16 protein-coding genes and 1 pseudogene are annotated in these 16,610 nt (G+C 74.0%); 6 read left to right on the top strand and 11 right to left on the bottom strand.

Features of this window, described 5'->3' with window-relative positions; translation table 11 throughout:
• Positions 1 to 92 precede the first annotated feature (92 nt).
• From ACL02R_RS21955 to ACL02R_RS21935, 5 genes are all read right to left on the bottom strand, one after another.
• Positions 93 to 827, bottom strand: coding sequence for a transglycosylase SLT domain-containing protein (locus ACL02R_RS21955; RefSeq protein ID WP_412798676.1), 735 nt, complete (start codon positions 825 to 827; stop codon positions 93 to 95).
• Between the two features lie 300 nt (positions 828 to 1,127).
• Complete coding sequence (locus tag ACL02R_RS21950) at positions 1,128 to 2,021, bottom strand: DUF4232 domain-containing protein (RefSeq protein ID WP_412798675.1); 894 nt, start codon at positions 2,019 to 2,021, stop codon at positions 1,128 to 1,130.
• Complete coding sequence (locus ACL02R_RS21945; protein ID WP_412798681.1) at positions 2,005 to 2,505, bottom strand: RNA polymerase sigma factor; 501 nt, start codon at positions 2,503 to 2,505, stop codon at positions 2,005 to 2,007. Before ACL02R_RS21945 ends, ACL02R_RS21950 begins: the two co-directional genes overlap by 17 nt.
• A 74-nt stretch (positions 2,506 to 2,579) precedes the next feature.
• Positions 2,580 to 3,842, bottom strand: a complete 1,263-nt coding sequence (locus ACL02R_RS21940; RefSeq protein WP_412798674.1) for a hypothetical protein — start codon at positions 3,840 to 3,842, stop codon at positions 2,580 to 2,582.
• A gap of 174 nt (positions 3,843 to 4,016) precedes the next feature.
• The gene (locus ACL02R_RS21935; RefSeq protein WP_412798673.1) at positions 4,017 to 4,616 is read right to left on the bottom strand and encodes a TetR/AcrR family transcriptional regulator; all 600 of its coding nucleotides are present in this window, start codon (positions 4,614 to 4,616) and stop codon (positions 4,017 to 4,019) included.
• An 80-nt stretch (positions 4,617 to 4,696) separates the two neighbouring features.
• Between ACL02R_RS21935 and ACL02R_RS21930 the strand changes: the two genes are divergently transcribed.
• Both ACL02R_RS21930 and ACL02R_RS21925 read left to right on the top strand, forming a co-directional pair.
• Positions 4,697 to 4,930: a hypothetical protein gene (locus tag ACL02R_RS21930; protein ID WP_412798672.1), complete on the top strand. Its 234-nt coding sequence runs from the start codon at positions 4,697 to 4,699 to the stop codon at positions 4,928 to 4,930.
• Positions 4,931 to 5,176: 246 nt separating this feature from the next.
• Positions 5,177 to 6,283, top strand: coding sequence for an N-acetylmuramoyl-L-alanine amidase (locus ACL02R_RS21925; RefSeq protein ID WP_412798671.1), 1,107 nt, complete (start codon positions 5,177 to 5,179; stop codon positions 6,281 to 6,283).
• A 72-nt stretch (positions 6,284 to 6,355) separates the two neighbouring features.
• Here ACL02R_RS21925 and ACL02R_RS21920 read toward each other — a convergent pair whose 3' ends face one another.
• From ACL02R_RS21920 to ACL02R_RS21895, 6 genes and pseudogenes are all read right to left on the bottom strand, one after another.
• A complete protein-coding gene (locus ACL02R_RS21920; RefSeq protein WP_412798670.1) occupies positions 6,356 to 7,834 on the bottom strand; it encodes a glycoside hydrolase family 16 protein in 1,479 nt (492 codons plus the stop codon).
• 162 nt (positions 7,835 to 7,996) lie between these two features.
• Positions 7,997 to 8,530, bottom strand: coding sequence for a universal stress protein (locus tag ACL02R_RS21915; protein WP_412798669.1), 534 nt, complete (start codon positions 8,528 to 8,530; stop codon positions 7,997 to 7,999).
• A 5-nt stretch (positions 8,531 to 8,535) separates the two neighbouring features.
• Positions 8,536 to 9,537 (bottom strand): DMT family transporter, encoded by a 1,002-nt coding sequence (locus ACL02R_RS21910; protein WP_412798668.1) that lies wholly within the window; start codon positions 9,535 to 9,537, stop codon positions 8,536 to 8,538.
• Entirely contained in the window at positions 9,534 to 9,890 is a 357-nt protein-coding gene (locus ACL02R_RS21905) for a cellulose binding domain-containing protein (RefSeq protein ID WP_412798680.1), read from the bottom strand. The genes ACL02R_RS21910 and ACL02R_RS21905 overlap by 4 nt, the downstream gene beginning before the upstream one ends.
• A 3-nt stretch (positions 9,891 to 9,893) precedes the next feature.
• Positions 9,894 to 10,847: pseudogene (locus tag ACL02R_RS21900) on the bottom strand (right-handed parallel beta-helix repeat-containing protein); the annotation flags it as partial.
• A 177-nt stretch (positions 10,848 to 11,024) separates the two neighbouring features.
• Positions 11,025 to 11,936, bottom strand: coding sequence for a UTP--glucose-1-phosphate uridylyltransferase (locus ACL02R_RS21895; protein ID WP_412798667.1), 912 nt, complete (start codon positions 11,934 to 11,936; stop codon positions 11,025 to 11,027).
• A 194-nt stretch (positions 11,937 to 12,130) separates the two neighbouring features.
• Between ACL02R_RS21895 and ACL02R_RS21890 the strand changes: the two genes are divergently transcribed.
• From ACL02R_RS21890 to ACL02R_RS21875, 4 genes are all read left to right on the top strand, one after another.
• Positions 12,131 to 12,823 carry a hypothetical protein gene (locus ACL02R_RS21890; RefSeq protein WP_412798666.1) on the top strand — a complete coding sequence of 231 codons (693 nt, stop codon included), beginning with the start codon at positions 12,131 to 12,133 and terminating at the stop codon, positions 12,821 to 12,823.
• Between the two features lie 130 nt (positions 12,824 to 12,953).
• Complete coding sequence (gene zwf / locus ACL02R_RS21885; RefSeq protein WP_412798665.1) at positions 12,954 to 14,393, top strand: glucose-6-phosphate dehydrogenase; 1,440 nt, start codon at positions 12,954 to 12,956, stop codon at positions 14,391 to 14,393.
• A 41-nt stretch (positions 14,394 to 14,434) separates the two neighbouring features.
• Positions 14,435 to 16,225 (top strand): glycoside hydrolase family 15 protein, encoded by a 1,791-nt coding sequence (locus tag ACL02R_RS21880; RefSeq protein ID WP_412798679.1) that lies wholly within the window; start codon positions 14,435 to 14,437, stop codon positions 16,223 to 16,225.
• A gap of 204 nt (positions 16,226 to 16,429) precedes the next feature.
• The gene (locus ACL02R_RS21875) at positions 16,430 to 16,579 is read left to right on the top strand and encodes a hypothetical protein (RefSeq protein WP_362967147.1); all 150 of its coding nucleotides are present in this window, start codon (positions 16,430 to 16,432) and stop codon (positions 16,577 to 16,579) included.
• Positions 16,580 to 16,610: the final 31 nt, after the last annotated feature.

Below are 16,610 nucleotides of genomic sequence, written 5' to 3'. Positions count from 1 at the left end.
CCCCCCCCCCCCCCCCCCCCCCCCCCCCCCCCCCCCCCCCCCCCCCCCCCCCGCCGCTGTGTCGTGCCCGTGCCGAACCGCGCTGGGACGGATCAGTAGGCGCCGAACACGTTGTCCATCGAGCCGTAGCGGTCGGCGGCGTAGTTGCAGGCCGCGACGATGTTGGCGACCGGGTCGTACAGGTCGTAGGCGGTGCCCTCGACGTGGTAGCGGTCGAACGTCGGCTGGATGACCTGTAGCAGGCCCTTCGACGGCACGCCGTTCTGCGCGTTGATGTCCCAGAGGTTGATCGCCTTCGGGTTGCCGCTGGACTCGCGCATGATGTTGCGGTGGATGCCCTCGTAGGAGCCGGGGATGCCGTGCTCCTTCATGATGGCCATCGCCTCGCGTATCCACCCGTCCAGGTTGTCGGGGTAGGTCACCTCGGGGGCCTCGGGCTTCGCCTCGGGGGCCAGGCTCTCGGCCGGTGCCTGCGCCGGTGCCTCGGGCTGTGCCTCGGCTGCCGCCTCGGGGGCGTCCTCCGGCGCCGCGTCCGCGACGGTCTCCGGTGCCTGCGCCGCCGGAGCCTCGCGCGGGGCCAGGTCGACGATCTGCTGTGTGCCGCCGAGCGTGTCGCTGACCGCGATGGCGTTCTTGCCGGGCGCGGCGCTCAGGAATGCCATCGGGGCGTCGGTCTGGGTCGCCACGCGCGCCGGTGCCGTGGCGGCGGACGCCTGGGTCGGGACGAGGGCTACGGCCAGGGCCGCTGCGCCGGCGGTGACGACGCCGGCGATGGAGGCCCTGCGGGTCCACATCCGGCTCGTGCCGGTGGTGCGGGTCGCGGTCATGGGAGTGGTACCTCGTTCGCAGAGAAGGGCGGTGAACGTCGCGGATGCGGACGAGCGGCCATTCTCAGCAGGTGTTCGGAAACCGGACAACCATGGGACCTACGAGCCGTCACCGTAGGCGAAAGACCCTGTCCCGGGGGTCTGTCCCGGGGTCAGTCGAGTAAGTGCGGGTGCGAACTACTAAGGCGTTACGTACGTGACGGCCGTCACGTGCGCCGGCTCACACCGCGGGGCGGCCGACCGGGCGGCGCGTGAGCCCCGTGACACGGTGCGTCACGGGGCCCGCCGCGTATCCGCGGGTCAGGAGCCGTCCTCCGCGCGCACCGGCGCCACGGACAGGAGGGACACCCCCTCGTCGGCGCAGCCGGTCAGGGCGTCGTCCGGCAGGTACAGCGCGGACCGCTCGTCCGGCGGGTAGACGCGCAGCCCGCGCGCCGGGGTCGGGTCGCAGTCCTCGGCGGGGTGGTTCGCCGCCTGCGTGACCCGCAGGTCCGTCACGGCGGAGCCGTCAGGCGCCAGCTCCACGGGCACGGGCGCGCCGTCCGTCGCCGCGCGCTCGGCCGGGGCGCCGATCTGCTCGCCGCCGTCCCCCGCGACCAGCGAGACGCCGGGGAACCCCGTCATCGTGCAGGCGGCGTCCCCGGTGTTGGTGAAGCGCAGCGTGAGGTAGACAGAACCCGCCGCGCCCTCGGTCGCGGCGACGGCCAGGTCCAGCTGGTCGCTCCCGCAGACGCCGGACGCACCCGGGGAGGCCGCGGTCTCCCGGCCGGCACCGCCACCGGACGGCTCAGGCGCCGGGTCGGACGAGGCCGGACCCGTACCGCTCGCCTCCACGGACGGCTCCCCGGTGCCGGACGGCGCCTCCGCGCGGGACGGACTCCCGCGCTCCGAGGGGTCCTCGTCCGCCGGGACGGACGAACGGGACACCGGCGGCGCGCTCACCGGCGGCGGCCCCCCGGGGCGCGTCAGCGCGACGACGGCCGTCGCCCCGGCCACGCACACGGCCGTCGCCGCGCCCGCCGCGACCACCCGGCGCCGCCGCCGCGCGGCGGCCCGGCGGCGTACGGTGGCGAACGCCCCGGCGGGCGGCGGCAGCGGTGTCACGGGCGCCGCGAACAGCCCGTCCAGACCGGACGGTTCCCCTCCGCCCGCCGCGGCGGGCGGGTCGTCGTGCGGGTCATGTGGTGATGTCATGGAATCCCCTCAACGCGCTCCGCAGCCGTTGCCTGGCCTTGTACAGGTCGCTCTTGACGGTGCCGGGACGGCGGCGCAGGACGGACGCGATCTCGTCCACCGGCAGTCCGGCGTAGTAGTGGAGGAGTACGGTCACCCGCTGCCGGTCGGGCAGCGACTCGACGAGGCTGCGGACGGCGAGGCCCTGGTCGGCCGCGGGGGAGTCCTCGCGCACCGCGTCCAGGTCGCGCGCCGCGCGCCGCTCGCGGTCCCGGCGGCGCCAGTGGTCCCTGACCAGGTTGGCGGCCACGCTGAACAGGTACGACTCCGGCCGGTCCACCGCGGACCAGCGGGACCACAGGCGGGTGAACGCCTCGGACGCTATGTCGTGGGCCACCTCGTCGGAGTCCACCAGCCCCCGGCACCAGCCCGCCAGGCGCGGGTAGAACCCCGCGAACAACGCCTCGGCGGCCCGTTCCCCGGCACCCGTCCCGCCTTCGCCCACGGTCTCGTCCCGCACCCGTTCCGCCCTCGCCGCCGGTCCGTCCCCTGTCTCCGCGCCCGGGAGGAGCGTCCGTGTCACGCCGTCACCACGGCCTCCCAGCCGCCCGGCGGGCCCTGCCCCACCCCGAGGGCGCGCAGATTCGCCAGGACGCCGGGGTCCTGGGCGTCCAGCCAGTCGCACAGCTGCCGGAAGGAGACGAAGCGCACCTCGTCCCGGCCGGCCATCTCCCGCAGTGCCTCCTCGACGGCGTCCATGTACACGCCGCCGTTCCACTGCTCGAAGTGGTTGCCCACGAACAGCGGAGCGCGGTTCGAAGTGTAGGCGCGCTCGAAACCGCCCATGAGCGCCCCCCTCGCCTCCTCGCGCCAGGTGTCGAAACGGGTGGGGTCGCCCTGCGTCGTGTCGCCCGACTGGTTGGCCAGCATGCTGTAGTCCATCGACAACACCTCGAAGCCGTGCCCGGGGAACGGCAGCGATTGCAGCGGCAGGTCCCACAGGCCCTCCCGCCGCGCCGGCCACTGCTGGAGGCCGCCGGGGGAGCTGGCGTCGTACCGCCAGCCCAGCTCGGCTGCCACCGGCAGCAGCGCCTCCTGCCCCATCAGCCCGGGGGTGCGGCCGCCCGTCAGCTCGCGCTCGTAGTCGAACGGCAGCGGCGGCACGTCGTCGCCGAACCCCGTGTTGGTCCGCCACTCGGAGACGAACGCCTTCGCCTGGGCGATCTCGCTGCGCCAGTCGTCCGCGCTCCAGTTGGCGACCGAGCCGTCGCCGCCGAGGAAGTGGCCGTTGAAGTGCGTGCCGACCTCGTGGCCCTCCAGCCACGCCGCGCGCAGCTGGCCGAGCGTGTCCCGTATGTGGGCGTCGGACAGGTAGCCGATGTCCGAGGCGCCCCGCGGGTTGCGCGGCGGCTCGTACCGGTCGCGCCGCGCCTCGGGCAGCAGGTAGAGCCCGGACAGGAAGAACGTCATCGACGCGCCGATGTCCTCCGCCACGCCCCGGAACCGGTCGAACAGGCCGTCGTCCAGCGCGCCCGCCCCGTCCCAGGAGACGACGACGAACTGCGGCGGCCGTTCCCCCGCCGCCAGCCGGCGCGCCTCGGGCTGGTGCGGCTGGGGGCCGGTGTCGGCGGTGGACCCGTCGCCGATGAGGCGGGGGTGCTCCAGGCTCGGCGCCTCCTCCTCCGGCTCGGGCTCCGGCGTCCCGCCGCCCGTGTCAGGCTCGGGCTCCGCCGCCCCGAAACGCGACCGGTCCGTGAGGCCGAGCGCCGAGACCCCGGTGGGATGGAACACGCTGCCGACGATCCCCGCCGCTCCCAGGGCGAGCACACCCCGGCGGCTCACGGTGCTGCTCCGCTTCCCGGCTCGTCTGTCCTGGTGGTCGCGCACGGAGGGCCTCTCTCTGTCGAACGGAACTGCTCCCGACACCTCATGGAGCGTGAAGCCATGGGTCGGGTTGTCACCGTTCTGCAACAGAGTGCGGAGACCTGCGGCTGTCGCGCCGGAGCCCGCGCCGGGTCAGCCGGTCGCCGTCGCCGCGTCCAGCAGGAGCGCGGCCGCCGCGCGCGCGGCCGTCGCCGCCCGTGCCTCCCCGGCGATCGAGGTGCTGACGACGGCGCCCTCGTGCAGGCTGAGCAGCTGCACGGCGAGGTCGGCGGGGCGGGGCGCGTCCGCCTCGGTCAGCAGCCGGTGGAACAGGTCGCGCAGCCACCTCTTCTCCGCCACGATCACCTGCCGTCCGGGGTGCTCGGGCTCGGGCAGCTCCGCGAAGGCGTTGATGAAGCTGCACCCGCGCTCCGACCCCTCAAGCCACATCGGCAGCACGTCGAACGGCGCCAGGACGCGGGCCGCCCGGTCGCCGTCCCCGATCTCGTCGAGGCGCGCCACGACCTGCTCGCGCCAGCGCATGTCGCGCGCCTCCAGGTACGCGACGAGCAGGCCGTCCTTCGAACCGAAGCGGTCGTAGAGCGTCCGCTTGGTGACGCCCGACTCGGCCGCGATCGTGTCCACGCCGACCGCGTGGATGCCGCGCCGGTAGAACAGCTCGGACGCGACGTCCAGGATCCGCCGCGCGCCCGGTGTCAGACGCCGGCCTCCGCCCGTCGTGGCAGCGGTCATACCGTGCACCCCTTGCGTTTTACAGATCTGTATACCTAGCATCGTGCCAACTTCACAGGTCAGTATAGTTGGAGGCTCCGATGGGACGCATGGGCCCGCTGCTGCGACCGCTGATCAGGTTCGCCCGCGAGGTCGGCCACGGTCTGAGCGCGGGGAACGCCATCCGGCACGGCCGCCCCCCGAGCGCGGCCGCCGCCGCCGCGACGGCGGCCGTCCGCGCCGAACCGCCCCCCGCCGTCACCCCGGGAAACGGCGGGCGCCGCCCGTACCACTCCTGGGACGGCCCCTTGGTCCGCGTCCGTGACGGCTCCTGAGCCGCCCCTCCGGCTGGACGGGCGACCGGGTGAGTCCCGCGCCGAGCTCACGCCGCCCGGCGGGCCGTGCTCCTGGCGCCGCCGCAGCCGCTCGGTGGCGACCGCGCCGGTGAGGAACGTCTTCCTCACCGGCTCGCCGGGGCCCCGCCTCGTTGACATGGGCATGTAGCAGCGTCGAGTGTGGACCCGGCGCCGCGCCCGGCCCCACCGGGGCGCCACGCATCCGCCCCCACCGATCGGAGCCTCATGTCCGGACGATCCGCCCCACGCCGACGCCTGCGCATGATCCCCCTGGCCACCGCCGTCCTCGCCACCGTCCTCGCCACCGCGCCCCCCGTCGCTGCCGAAGGGCCGGCGACACCGGTGAACGACGCGTTCGCCTCGGCCGCCGCCGCGTACGACGTCCCGCGCGACCTCCTCGTCGCCGTCGGCTACGGCGAGACACGTCTCGACGACCACGACGGCCTGCCCAGCCACGCCAACGGCTACGGCGTCATGCACCTGGTCGACAACCCCACCCGGCGCACCCTCGACGAGGCCGCCGCCGAGACCGGCCTGCCCGCCGGACTGCTGCGCAGCGACACGGCCGCCAACATCCGCGGCGGCGCCGCCCTCCTGCGCCTCGCCGCCGACGCGGCCGGCATGAAGCCGTCGGAACGCGAGGACCTCGACGCCTGGTACACCGCCGTCGCCGCATACGGCGGCGGGGGCGGCGGAGCGGAGGACGCGACAGCCGCCAGGCTCTACGCCGACGCCGTCTACGACTTCCTGCGCAGCGGCCTCAGCGCCCGCGTGGACGGCGGCGAGACCGTCGCCGTCGGGCCGCGCTCCGTCGACCCCGACCGCGGCACGTACGCCGACGCCGCGCCAGGACCGCTCAGCGCGGACTACCCCGCCGCGCACTGGGTCCCGGCCAGCACGCAGAACTACCGGGTGGGCCGCACGCAGGAGATCAGCGCCATCGTCGTCCACGTGATGCAGGGCTGGTACGCCGGGTCGATCAGCTGGTTCCAGAACCCGGCGTCGCAGGTCAGCTCGCACTACCTCGTCCGCTCCTCGGACGGCGACGTCACACAGATGGTCCGCGACGCCGACACGGCCTGGCACGCCCGCTCGGGCAACGCGTACAGCATCGGGATCGAGCACGAGGGCTGGGTCGACGACCCGGCGTGGTTCACCGACGCGATGTACCGCTCGTCCGCCGCCCTCACGCGCCACCTGGCCGACCGCTACGGCATCCCGCTGGACCGCGAGCACATCATCGGCCACGTCGAGGTGCCGGGCAACGACCACACCGACCCCGGCCCCCACTGGGACTGGGACTTCTACATGGCGCTCGTCAGCGAGTCCTGACCCGCGCCCGCCGCGCCGCCGCCCCCGGCGAGGGGACGGCGGCACGGCTCGCGCCGCTGCCGGCCGGACGGGTCAGTCGAACGGGATCGTGATCACCGACTGGTTGCCGATGCCCACGGTGCTCGGCCCGTTGCCGATGGCGTTCCACACCTCGACGCGCACGCGCCCGTTCACCAGGTCGCCGTGGCTCCCCGTGGACGAACGCAGCCCGGCCGTCTGCCGGTAGTGCTCGTAGCCGGGCACCGGGTCCGTGGCGAAGTAGTGGTACGTCTCGGTGCGGTCCCAGCTGCCGTCACCGGTCCGGTCGTACGAGACCCGGACCTGCTGGCCGTTGCCCACCGTCGTGCCCGAGTCCGCGAACAGGTCGAACACCGTCGCCCCGCCCGTGTACCCGCCGCTCACGTTGGACACCGTGAAGGTCTGCGGCTGCGACGGCGTCCCGTCGTGGTTGGTGCCGCCCGCGGACGCCACCGTCGCCGAGCCCGCCGAGCCCGCCGTCGCGTTCAGGGCGCCGCCCGACCTGAGGTAGAACGTCGACTCCCCGGTGGGCGGGTCCGGCGGGTCGGTGGGGCCACCGCCGCCGCCCCGCGTCCACACCGCCACGTAGTCCACGACCATCGGGCGGCCAGGGACGGTCGCGGCGGTCGGGGTGGCGTGGCCCGCGACACCGTCGGGGAAGCCGCCGCCCATCGCGACGTTCAGCAGGATGAAGTACCCCGCGTGATCGGTCATGCTCGCCCAGGTCGCGGCGCCCACCTGGGTCTGCGTCACGGTGTGGAAGAGCTGGTCGTCCACGTACCAGCGCAGCGCGTTGGGCGTGGAGGAGCGGTCCCACTCGAAGCTGTACGTGTGGAAGGCCGACTGGCACGTGGCGCCGGGGCAGGGGCGGCTCGCGCCGAGACCGTTCGTCTCGTTGCAGGGGCCGCCGGGGTTGACGCCGCAGTGCAGCACGCCCCACACCGAGTTGATGCCGTTGACGTTCTCCATGATGTCGAACTCGCCGATGGCCGGCCAGTTCCAGTAGTTGCCCCGGTAGGGCGCGCCGAGCGCCCAGAACGCGGACCAGTAGCCGAGGGCGGCCTGCCCGGTCACGTTCGGCATCTGGAGGCGGGACTCGATGCGCAGCACGCCGCCCGCCGGTGCCTTGAAGTCGGCCCTGCGCGTCTCGATGCGGCCCGACGTCCAGTTCCCCGCCCCGTCGCGGAGCGGCGTGATGCGCAGGTTGCCGCCGCCGTCGAGGCTGAGGTTGTTGGTGGAGTCGGTGTAGTTCTGGATCTCGCCCGTGCCCCAGTTGCCGGGGCCGCCCGGGTAGCTGTGCCCGGTGTCGATCTGCCAGTTCGTGCCGGACGGCAGGGAGCCGGCCGCGCCTGTGAAGTCGTCGCTCCACTGGAGCGTCCAGCCGGGCCTGGACGGCACGGCGCCGTTCGCCGGGCTGGAGAGCAGCGCGGCCAGTACGCCGAGCAGCGCCGCCGCTGCCGTCAGCAGGGTCCTGGCCGCCGGTCGGGGCCCGAGTCTTCGGGCGCCCGGGGGAGCGGTGCGGGATGAGGCCATGGGGGAACGCCTTCCTGGACGGTGGAGGAAAACGTCCGGGCCCGGAGGGACCCGGACGTCTCAGGGGTGAGAGCGCTCTCGTCCAGGGTTGTAGAGGCGTCGGGCCCGGCCGTCAATCCGGGCCGCACGGGATGCCGCGGCCGGCCGCGGGGCCGCGCTGCCTCAGCGGGGCGTACGGGGCCCCGGCAGCAACGCGCCGAGCCCGGCCCCACGGCGTCCGAGCTGCCGCAACGCGTCGAGGTCGTCGTGCAGCGGCGCGTGCGGCACGGCGAGGACCGGGCAGCCGGCGTGCGCCAGGCAGTACCGCGAAGGCGAGGGCCCCGTCAGCCGCCGCCACAGCCCGCGCCGCCCCGTGCCGACGACGAGCAGGTCGTCCGGCCGGTCCGCGAGCGAGACGAGCGCCTCTCCCACCTGCCCCTCGATCACCACCGCCTCCACCGGCACCCCCACGTGCGACCCGCCGAACGCCGCGCGCAGCGCCCCCCGCAGCTGGTCCCGGGCCGCCAGGCGGAACGCGTCCGCCTGCGCCTCCGGGCCGGGCCGCCGCATCCCGCCGAGGGGCACGGTCCACGCCAGCGCGGCCATCAGGGACGCGCCACGGCGGCGCGCCTCCTCAGCCGCCCTGTGCAGGGCCGTCATGCTGCCCAGCGATCCGTTGACACCCACCACCACGCGCTGCCCGTCGGTGCGGTCCACCGCGCTCACCTCCGTCGTACCGGCCGTTGTCTCTTCTCCCCCTCTTGTCCCGCACCGTCCGGTATACCGCCTGATACGTGTCCGGTGTCCTCCGGACGTGTGGTCCGCGGCCTTCCGGGCATCCGCAGCCGTCCCTGCCCCACCAGCACGGCGAGGACGACGACCACCCCACCGGCCACTTCCCGCAAGGCCAGTTCCTCCCGCAGCACCAGCACGCCCAGCACGACGCCGCCCACAGGTGTCAGATACGTCACAGTGGACGCGAGCGTGGCCCTCCACGCGTCGATCACCCGCGCGTACCAGATGTACGCGACGCCCGTGCTGACCGCGCCGAGCGCCAGCATCGCGGCACCGGCGGCCGGGGTGAGCCGCAGGAACCGGCGGGTGCAGACGAAGCCGAGCCCGTAGCAGACGGTCCCGCCGAGGCACGCCAGCTGGGCCGTCAGCGCCCGGCCGCCGCCCAGGTCACCGGCGGCGCTCCACGGGGCGGCGACCAGCACGACGCCCGCCGCGGCCTTCAGGAAGGCCCCGGTCTTCGCCCGCGTGAGCCGCTCCTCCGGCAGCAGCGCGAGGGCCACCAGCATCGTCGCGACAGGCGTGGCCGCGTTGTAGATGCCGGACAGTCCCGAGGGCAGGTCGCGCGCCGCCCAGGAGAACAGCAGGAACGGCACGACGCACAGCACCGCGCCCATGCCCGCCCGCTCGGCCCACACCCGCGGCCCGCGCGGCCATGGCCGCCCCGTGACGGCCGAGACCACCGCGAGCGTCGCGCCGCCGAGGACGAGCCGCCCGACGACGACCTGGCCTGGGGACAGCACCCCGACGGCGACTTTGATGAACAGAAAGCTCGGGCTCCACGCCGCCGCGGCCCCGAGATACCCCGCCCCCGTCCCGCCGCCCCGGCCCACCTCGCGCTCCTCCCGTACCTGCTCACCGGCCCGGCGGGCCGGCCGTGGCACCCGCAGGTCGAGCAGCTCTGCGGGATGGTCCGGACGGACGCGTCTCACCCGGCGGCGCACACGGCGCCGACCGCGCCGCCGGGCGGCGCGCCGTCCGCCGTGTAGCCGAAGGCCGCGGTCGCGCCGGGGGAGAGGGCGCCGTTCCACGACGCGTCGGTGACCGTGACCCGTGAGCCGTCCAGCGTGTGGACGCCGCTCCACAGGCTCGCGATCCTGGCCGTGCCGAGATCCCAGGCGACGGTCCAGCCGCCGATGGGGGCGTCGCCGGTGTTGGTGACGGTGACCTCGGCCTGGAAACCGCCGGACCAGGTGCCGGTCACGCGGTGCGCCGCCGTGCAGCCGCCCTGCGGGCCGGGGTCCCCGGGGTCGGTCGGGTCGGTGGGCCCGGACGGACCGCCCACCGGGACGCCGGGGTTGGCCAGCCCGTTGCCGCCGGTCACGGTGTTGTCGGCGTCGATGGTGACCGGGCAGTCCTCGGCGTCGTAGTGGGTGACGTTGATGGCGTAGCGGTCGGGTCCGGTGGCGCCGGTGAGGTCGGAGTGGTTGTTCCGGAAGACGGCGCCGCAGCCCCAGCCGTCCTGCACCTCGTGCGTCTGGAAGCCGTCGTTGGTGGTGCGGGTGCCGGTGTTGTCCTGGACGAGGACGTCGTTGCCCTTGATGTCCACCCAGGAGTCGTCGTAGTTGGCGCCGGTGAGGCCGCTGCCGTCGAAGGTGTTACCGATGACGCGGGCGCCGGTGGTGCCCTCCTTGATGTCGATGTTCTCGCCGCCGATGCCGGGGCCGAGGACGTTGTCCTGGATCAGGACGCGGTCGCTGCGGTCGTTCGTGCCGCCCGCGCTGCCCACGTAGACGCCCTCGCCCATCCCGCGGCCGTTCCGCCCGGTGTCGTAGACGCGCGAGCCGGTGAGGGAGCCGTCCGAGCTGGAGTTGCGGAAGTGCACCGCCTCCATGTCGAGGCCGTGCACGGTGACGTCGCTGATGTGCACGTGGTCGGCGTCGTCCAGCACGATGCCCTTCTGACCGCCCGTCACCGTGATGCCGCTGACGTTCCACCAGGAACTGCCGTCGAGGTGCAGGCCGTAGCCGCCTCCGGCGGTGAGGACCGCCGTCGCGGGCCCCGTCAGGGTGATGGGCGCGGACGCCGTGCCGTCCACCGTCGCGTCGAAGTTGCCCCGGTAGGTGCCGGGCGCGAGGCGGATCGTGTCGCCCGGCGCCGCCGAGGCGAGGGCGTCCTCCAGCTCGTCGGCGGTGGTGACCTCCACGACGGCCGCCGCCCCGGCGGCCGCGGTGGCGAGCGGGACGCCCGTGGCCAGCAGCAGGCCGGCGAGCGAGGCGGCGGTGAGCGTGCGCGTGCGCATGATCAGGTGTCCTCCGGTATCGGGAAGGTGCACATGGCTGAACATGATTCGCGTGCATGAACCAGGGCTGGGGGGAAGGTAGGCCCGCTCCGCCGCACCGTCAAGGGAGCCCCCGCCCACCGGCCCGGACACGGCGGGCGCGCGGCCGGACCCGCCGGCCCCGCGCCCGCCGAACCGTCAGCACTCCGACGCGGCCGTCCCGTCCAGGTCGCGCGCCAGGCGGCGCAGCACGGGGCCGTACTCCGGATGCGCCAGCGCGGAGGCCATCTGCGCGACGAGGTAGTCCGCCGGATTGCCCGTGTCGTACCAGCGCCCGGAGATCACCTGCCCGTACACGGCACGGCCCGACGCGTACGCGTTGATCGCGTCCGTCAGGTAGATCTCGCCGCTGCGGTGCTCGTGCCAGCGCGCCGTCTGCTCCCGCAGCTCGTCGACGATCCCGGCCGTGATGACGTAGCCGCCGATCGCGGCGTACGCGGACGGCGCGGCGGCCGGCTCCGGCTTCTCGACCAGCCCGCTGATCCGCAGCAGGCCGTCACCGAGGTCCTCCTTCACCATCGGCACCCCGTAGCGCCGCGAGTCCCCGGGGTCCAACGGCATCAGCGCCAGCACGGGGCAGCCGGTCGCCTCGTACGCGCGGATCAGCTGCTGAGCGCGGGGCACCTCCGCGACGAACACGTCGTCGGGCCACAGGACGAGCATCGGCTCGTCCCCGGACAGCCGGGCCGCGTTGAGCACGGGCGTGCCGTTGCCGTAGGGGCCGTGCTGGTCGAGGTAGGTGATGTGCCCCTCCCGCGCCAGGTCGGCGACCTCCTCGACGGCCCGCGCGTACGCCGTCTTGCCGTCGGCGCGCAGCCGTTCGACGAGGGCGGGGTTGGGCCGGAAGTGGTCCTGGATCAGGGACTTGCCCCCGGAGACGACGATGGTGATGTCCGTGACACCGGACGCCACCAGCTCACGCACCGTGTGCTCGATCACCGGCTTGTCACCGACCGGCAGCATCTCCTTGGGCGTCGCCTTGGTCAGCGGCAGCAGGCGCGAACCGAGCCCGGCGGCAGGGATGACGGCCCTGCGGATCGTCGGCGGCATGGACTCTCTCTCGGTCGAACGGGACACCGCACCGGCCGGTGCGGCGGGCGCGACGGCCCGGCGCCGTTCACCCCCGTGCGTACCGGTCCGCCGCCGTGCCCGAACTTACCGTCAGGGACGTGACATCGGGGCATCCGGAACGTGTCGAACAGATGCCTGAGGGAATCGTGTGCGCGTTCGAGTAGGGTCCAGGCGTGGGAAAGATCCTGTGGCTCCAGACGGCGGACGGCGGCGAGAAGGACAAGCGGGGCGCCGGGCCCCCGGACGGCGGGGTGCGCCACGCCATCTGGGTGGCGCCCGACAGGGAGGCACGGCGGCGGTACGCCGCCCAGGTCCTCGCCTGCCCCGAGGTCTGGTCCCCGCCCGCCGCGAAAGGCGAATGGAAGCGCGGCGTCCGCGCGTTCACCCTGTGGCAGGACCGGCAGCGCACGGCGAAGCGCGCCGACGTCGTCACCCGCGCCGCCGGGCCGGACGGCCAGGCCGTCTACGAGGTGCTCGGCGCCGCCGGCGAACCGCTCGCCCGCGTCACCCGCGTCCCCGCCTCCGCCCTGCGCCGCGCCCGCTGGACGGTCGAGACGGCGGACGGCCGGTCCGCCACCGGCAGGAAGGGCAACCCCTTCTGGTGGACGGTCTGGTGGCTCGTCTCCCCGATCCAACTCCTCCTCCTGCTCGCCGCGCTCCTCGGCGGCGACGTCGCCAGGCCGCCGCGCCGCACCAAATGGCGCACGGCGGAGGGCGTCGTCCTCGACTGGGCGTCGGGCGGCCGCGACTTCGAGCTGACCGAGGTGGCGGGGGAGTGGGACCCGCGTGTGACGGCCGCCCTGATCGCCCTGCTCCTCAGCCACGAGGGCTGGCTCGGCGACAACTGGGCACGCCCCCGAGGCTGACCTCCCGCCCCCTCTTGGAGCGGCAAGCCGGTGACCCCGGCGCCCGTTCCGGCGGGTTCCGTTGGCCGGCGGCCCCGCGGCGCGCAAGGTGAGGTCAGCACCCGGCGCACGAGAGGGAGACGACCCCACCATGACCGCCGACGATCACTCCTCGCCAGCCGCCCCCGGCGACCCCCAGGTCCTGGTCATCTTCGGCTCCACCGGCGACCTGGCACGCCGCAACCTGTTCCCCGGCCTGTTCCGCCTCCACCGGGCGGGCATGCTGCCCGACCGCTTCCGCGTCATCGGCTCCGGCCGCCACTCGCCCGGCACCGACGAGCAGTTCCGCGACCGCCTCGGCGCGTCCGTGCGCGAGTACGTCCCGGACGCCTGGGACCAGGCCGCCTGGGACGCCTTCGCCCCGCACATCGGCTTCGTCGCCTCCTCGGCCGACGACGGCGAGGAGCTCGCCGCCGCCGTGCGCCGCGCGCGCCAGGAGGCGGGGGACCGCTGCCGCACCCTGCTCTACCTCTCCGTGCCGCCCTCCACCGCCGAGGACATGGTCCGCATGCTCGGCGCCACCGGCATCGCCGAGGACGCCTCCCTCATCATGGAGAAGCCCTTCGGCCGCGACCTGGCCAGCGCCTGCTCCCTCGACGCCGCCATCGCCGGGATCGTCCCGGAGGCACGGGTCTTCCGCATCGACCACTTCCTCGGCAAGGAGGCGGTGCAGAACCTCCTCGCGCTCCGCTTCGCCAACGGCGTGTTCGAGCCCGTCTGGAACCGCGAGCACATCGCCTACGTCCAGATCGACGTCCCCGAGGACCTCGGCCTCGAAGGCCGCGCCGGATTCATGGAGTCCACCGGCACCTTCCGCGACATGGTCTCCACCCACCTGTGCCAGATCCTCGGCTTCGTCGCCCTCGAACCGCCCGCCAGGATCGCCGCCGAGGAGCTGCGCGACGAGAAGCTGAAGGTCTACCGCGCGCTGCGCCCGTTCGACCCGGCCGAGACCGTCTTCGGCCAGTACGAGGGCTACCGCGGCGAGGACGGCGTCGCGGACGACTCGGACGTCGAGACCTTCGTCGCCCTGCGCGCCTGGGTCGACAACTGGCGCTGGCAGGGCGTCCCCTTCCTCCTGCGCACCGGCAAGCACATGGCCAGGTCGGAACGCGTCGTCACGGTCGGCTTCCACAGCCCGCCGCACGCTCTCTTCGGCGACGCGCCACGCCCCGAGTGCCCCGACGAGCTGTCCCTCGCACTCAGCGACGAGCCCGTCGTCGCACTCCACCTCCGCGCCAAACGCCCCGGGCCCGAACTACGCCTGGGACGCGGCACGTTCACCTTCCGCTCCGACGACGACTTCGGCGGCGCGGTCCCGCTGGAGGCCTACGAGAAGCTCCTGCTCGACGCGATGCGCGGCGACCAGACGCTCTTCACCGGCGCCGCCGAGATCGAGCGGCTGTGGGAGGTGTGCGACCCGGTGCTGCGCCACCGCCCCGACCCGCTCCCGTACGCCCGCGGCTCGTGGGGCCCCGACGCGGCGCTGCGGCTGCCGGGCGGACGCGGCTGGGCGGTGGGGGACGCGTGAGGCCGCTCGACCCCCCGTACCTGCCGATCGCCGAGCACGGCATGATCGGCGACCTGCGCACCGCCGCCCTGGTGGGCACCGACGGCAGAATCGACTGGTTCTGCGCGCCGCGCTTCGACTCGCCCAGCGTCTTCGGCGCGCTCCTCGACCCGGACAAGGGCGGCCACTGGGTCATCGCGCCCCAGTGCGACGTGGCGTCGCGGCAGCAGTTCTACTTCCCCGACACCAACATCCTCATCACCCGCATGCTCACCGAGGACGGCATGGTGGAGGTGCAGGACTTCATGCCCGTCCTGCGCGAACGGGACACCGGCCACCGCCAGCGGCTCGTCCGCCGCGTCGTCAGCGTGCGCGGCGGGATGCGCATGCGCGTCGAGATCGCGCCGCGCATGGACTACGGGCGCGGCCGGCACCGCGTCGAGCCCCGTCCCGGCGGCCTCCGCTTCGTCGGCGACACCCAGACCCTCACCCTCCTCAGCGACATCCCGCTGCACCTGCGGGACACCGACGCCTGGGGCGAGTTCACGCTGGGGGAGGGGCAGTCGGCGCTGTTCGTGCTCGACACGGCGGGCGATCCCCCCGAGGCGGCGGTGGACGAGAAGGACGCCGAGCAACTGTTCGAGGCGACCGTCGCGTTCTGGCGTAGATGGCTCAGCCAGTCGCGCTACACCGGACGCTGGCGCGAGATGGTGCACCGCTCCGCGCTCACCCTGAAGCTCCTCACCCACGAGCCGAGCGGCGCCCTCGTGGCCGCCCCCACCCTCGGCCTGCCGGAACGCCTCGGCGGCGAGCGCAACTGGGACTACCGCCACGTCTGGATCAGGGACGCGGCCTTCTCCCTCTACGCGCTGCTGCGGCTGGGCTTCACCAACGAGGCGGGCGCGTTCATCGGCTGGCTGACCCGCTGCCTGCGGCAGACCGGCGCGGGCGAGGACGGCGGCCCGCTGCGCGTGATGTACACCATCGACGGCCGCGCCGACCTGCCCGAGGAGGAGCTGGACCACCTCGCCGGCTACCGCGGCTCACGCCCCGTCCGCACGGGCAACAGCGCCGCCGGCCAGCTCCAGCTCGACATCTACGGCGAACTCGTCGACTCCATCTACCTGTTCAACAAGTACGGCACCGGCATCTCGCACGACAGCTGGACCGACCTGTGCGGCGTCCTCGAATGGCTCCTCGGCCACTGGGACCAGCCGGACGAGAGCATCTGGGAGACCCGCGCGGGCAAGCAGGACCACACCTACTCGCGCGTCATGTGCTGGGTCGCCGTCGAGCGCATGGTCCGGATGGCCCGCCAGCGCGGCCTGCCGGGCGACCTCAGCCGCTGGATGGCGGTCCGCGACCGCATCTACCGCCAGATCATGGACCGCGGCTGGGACCCGGACACCGGGGCGTTCGTCCAGCGGCTGCGCGACAGCACGGACAGCTCCTGGCGGCCGCTGCTGGACGCGTCGCTGCTGCTGATGCCGATGGTCAAGCTGGTCTCACCGACCGACCCGCGCTTCCGCTCGACGCTGGAGGCCATCACGGAGGGACTGGTCGCCGACACGCTGGTGTTCCGCTACGACCCGGCCCTCGCGCCGGACGGACTCGGCGGCGCGGAGGGCACGTTCTCCATCTGCTCCTTCTGGTGGGTGGAGGCGCTGACCCGCACCGGCAGGATCGGCCAGGCGCGGCTGGCGCTGGAGAAGATGTTCACCTACGCCAACCACGTCGGCCAGTACGCGGAGCAGATCAGCCTCACCGGCGAACACCTCGGCAACTTCCCCCAGGCGTTCACCCACCTGGCCCTGATCAGCGCCGCGACCAACCTCGACCGCACGATGGGCTGACACCCCCGCCGGCGGCGGACTCCCTCGCCGGCCGCCCGCCGGACGACCGTACAGAGTGGTCCATCGGCAGACCGCTTCGTGGGAAAGGCCGGTTCGCGCTCCAGCCTTTCCGCCCGCAGCCGCGCCGAGGAGCGGGCGGCATGGCACCCTTCGGCCGGGGTAACCGCAGGGCCAGGGCAGGAACGGGCTGCGAGGAGGCACACCATGTCCCGATTGATCAGCCGTATCAAGCGGTTCAGCCGTTCGCCGCAGGGGCGGCGCACGATGAGTTCGGCACGGCGCGCGAGCGCGGACCCCAGGAGGCGCATGCAGGCACGCCGCCTCCTCGGCAGGCTGCGCGGCGGCCGCTACTGACCCGCCGCCGCGGGGATCACGCCGACGGAGA

This window comes from Streptomyces sp. MS19 (genome assembly GCF_047200595.1).
Lineage (GTDB): Bacteria > Actinomycetota > Actinomycetes > Streptomycetales > Streptomycetaceae > Streptomyces.
This window is presented reverse-complemented; position numbering and strand designations above follow the sequence as displayed.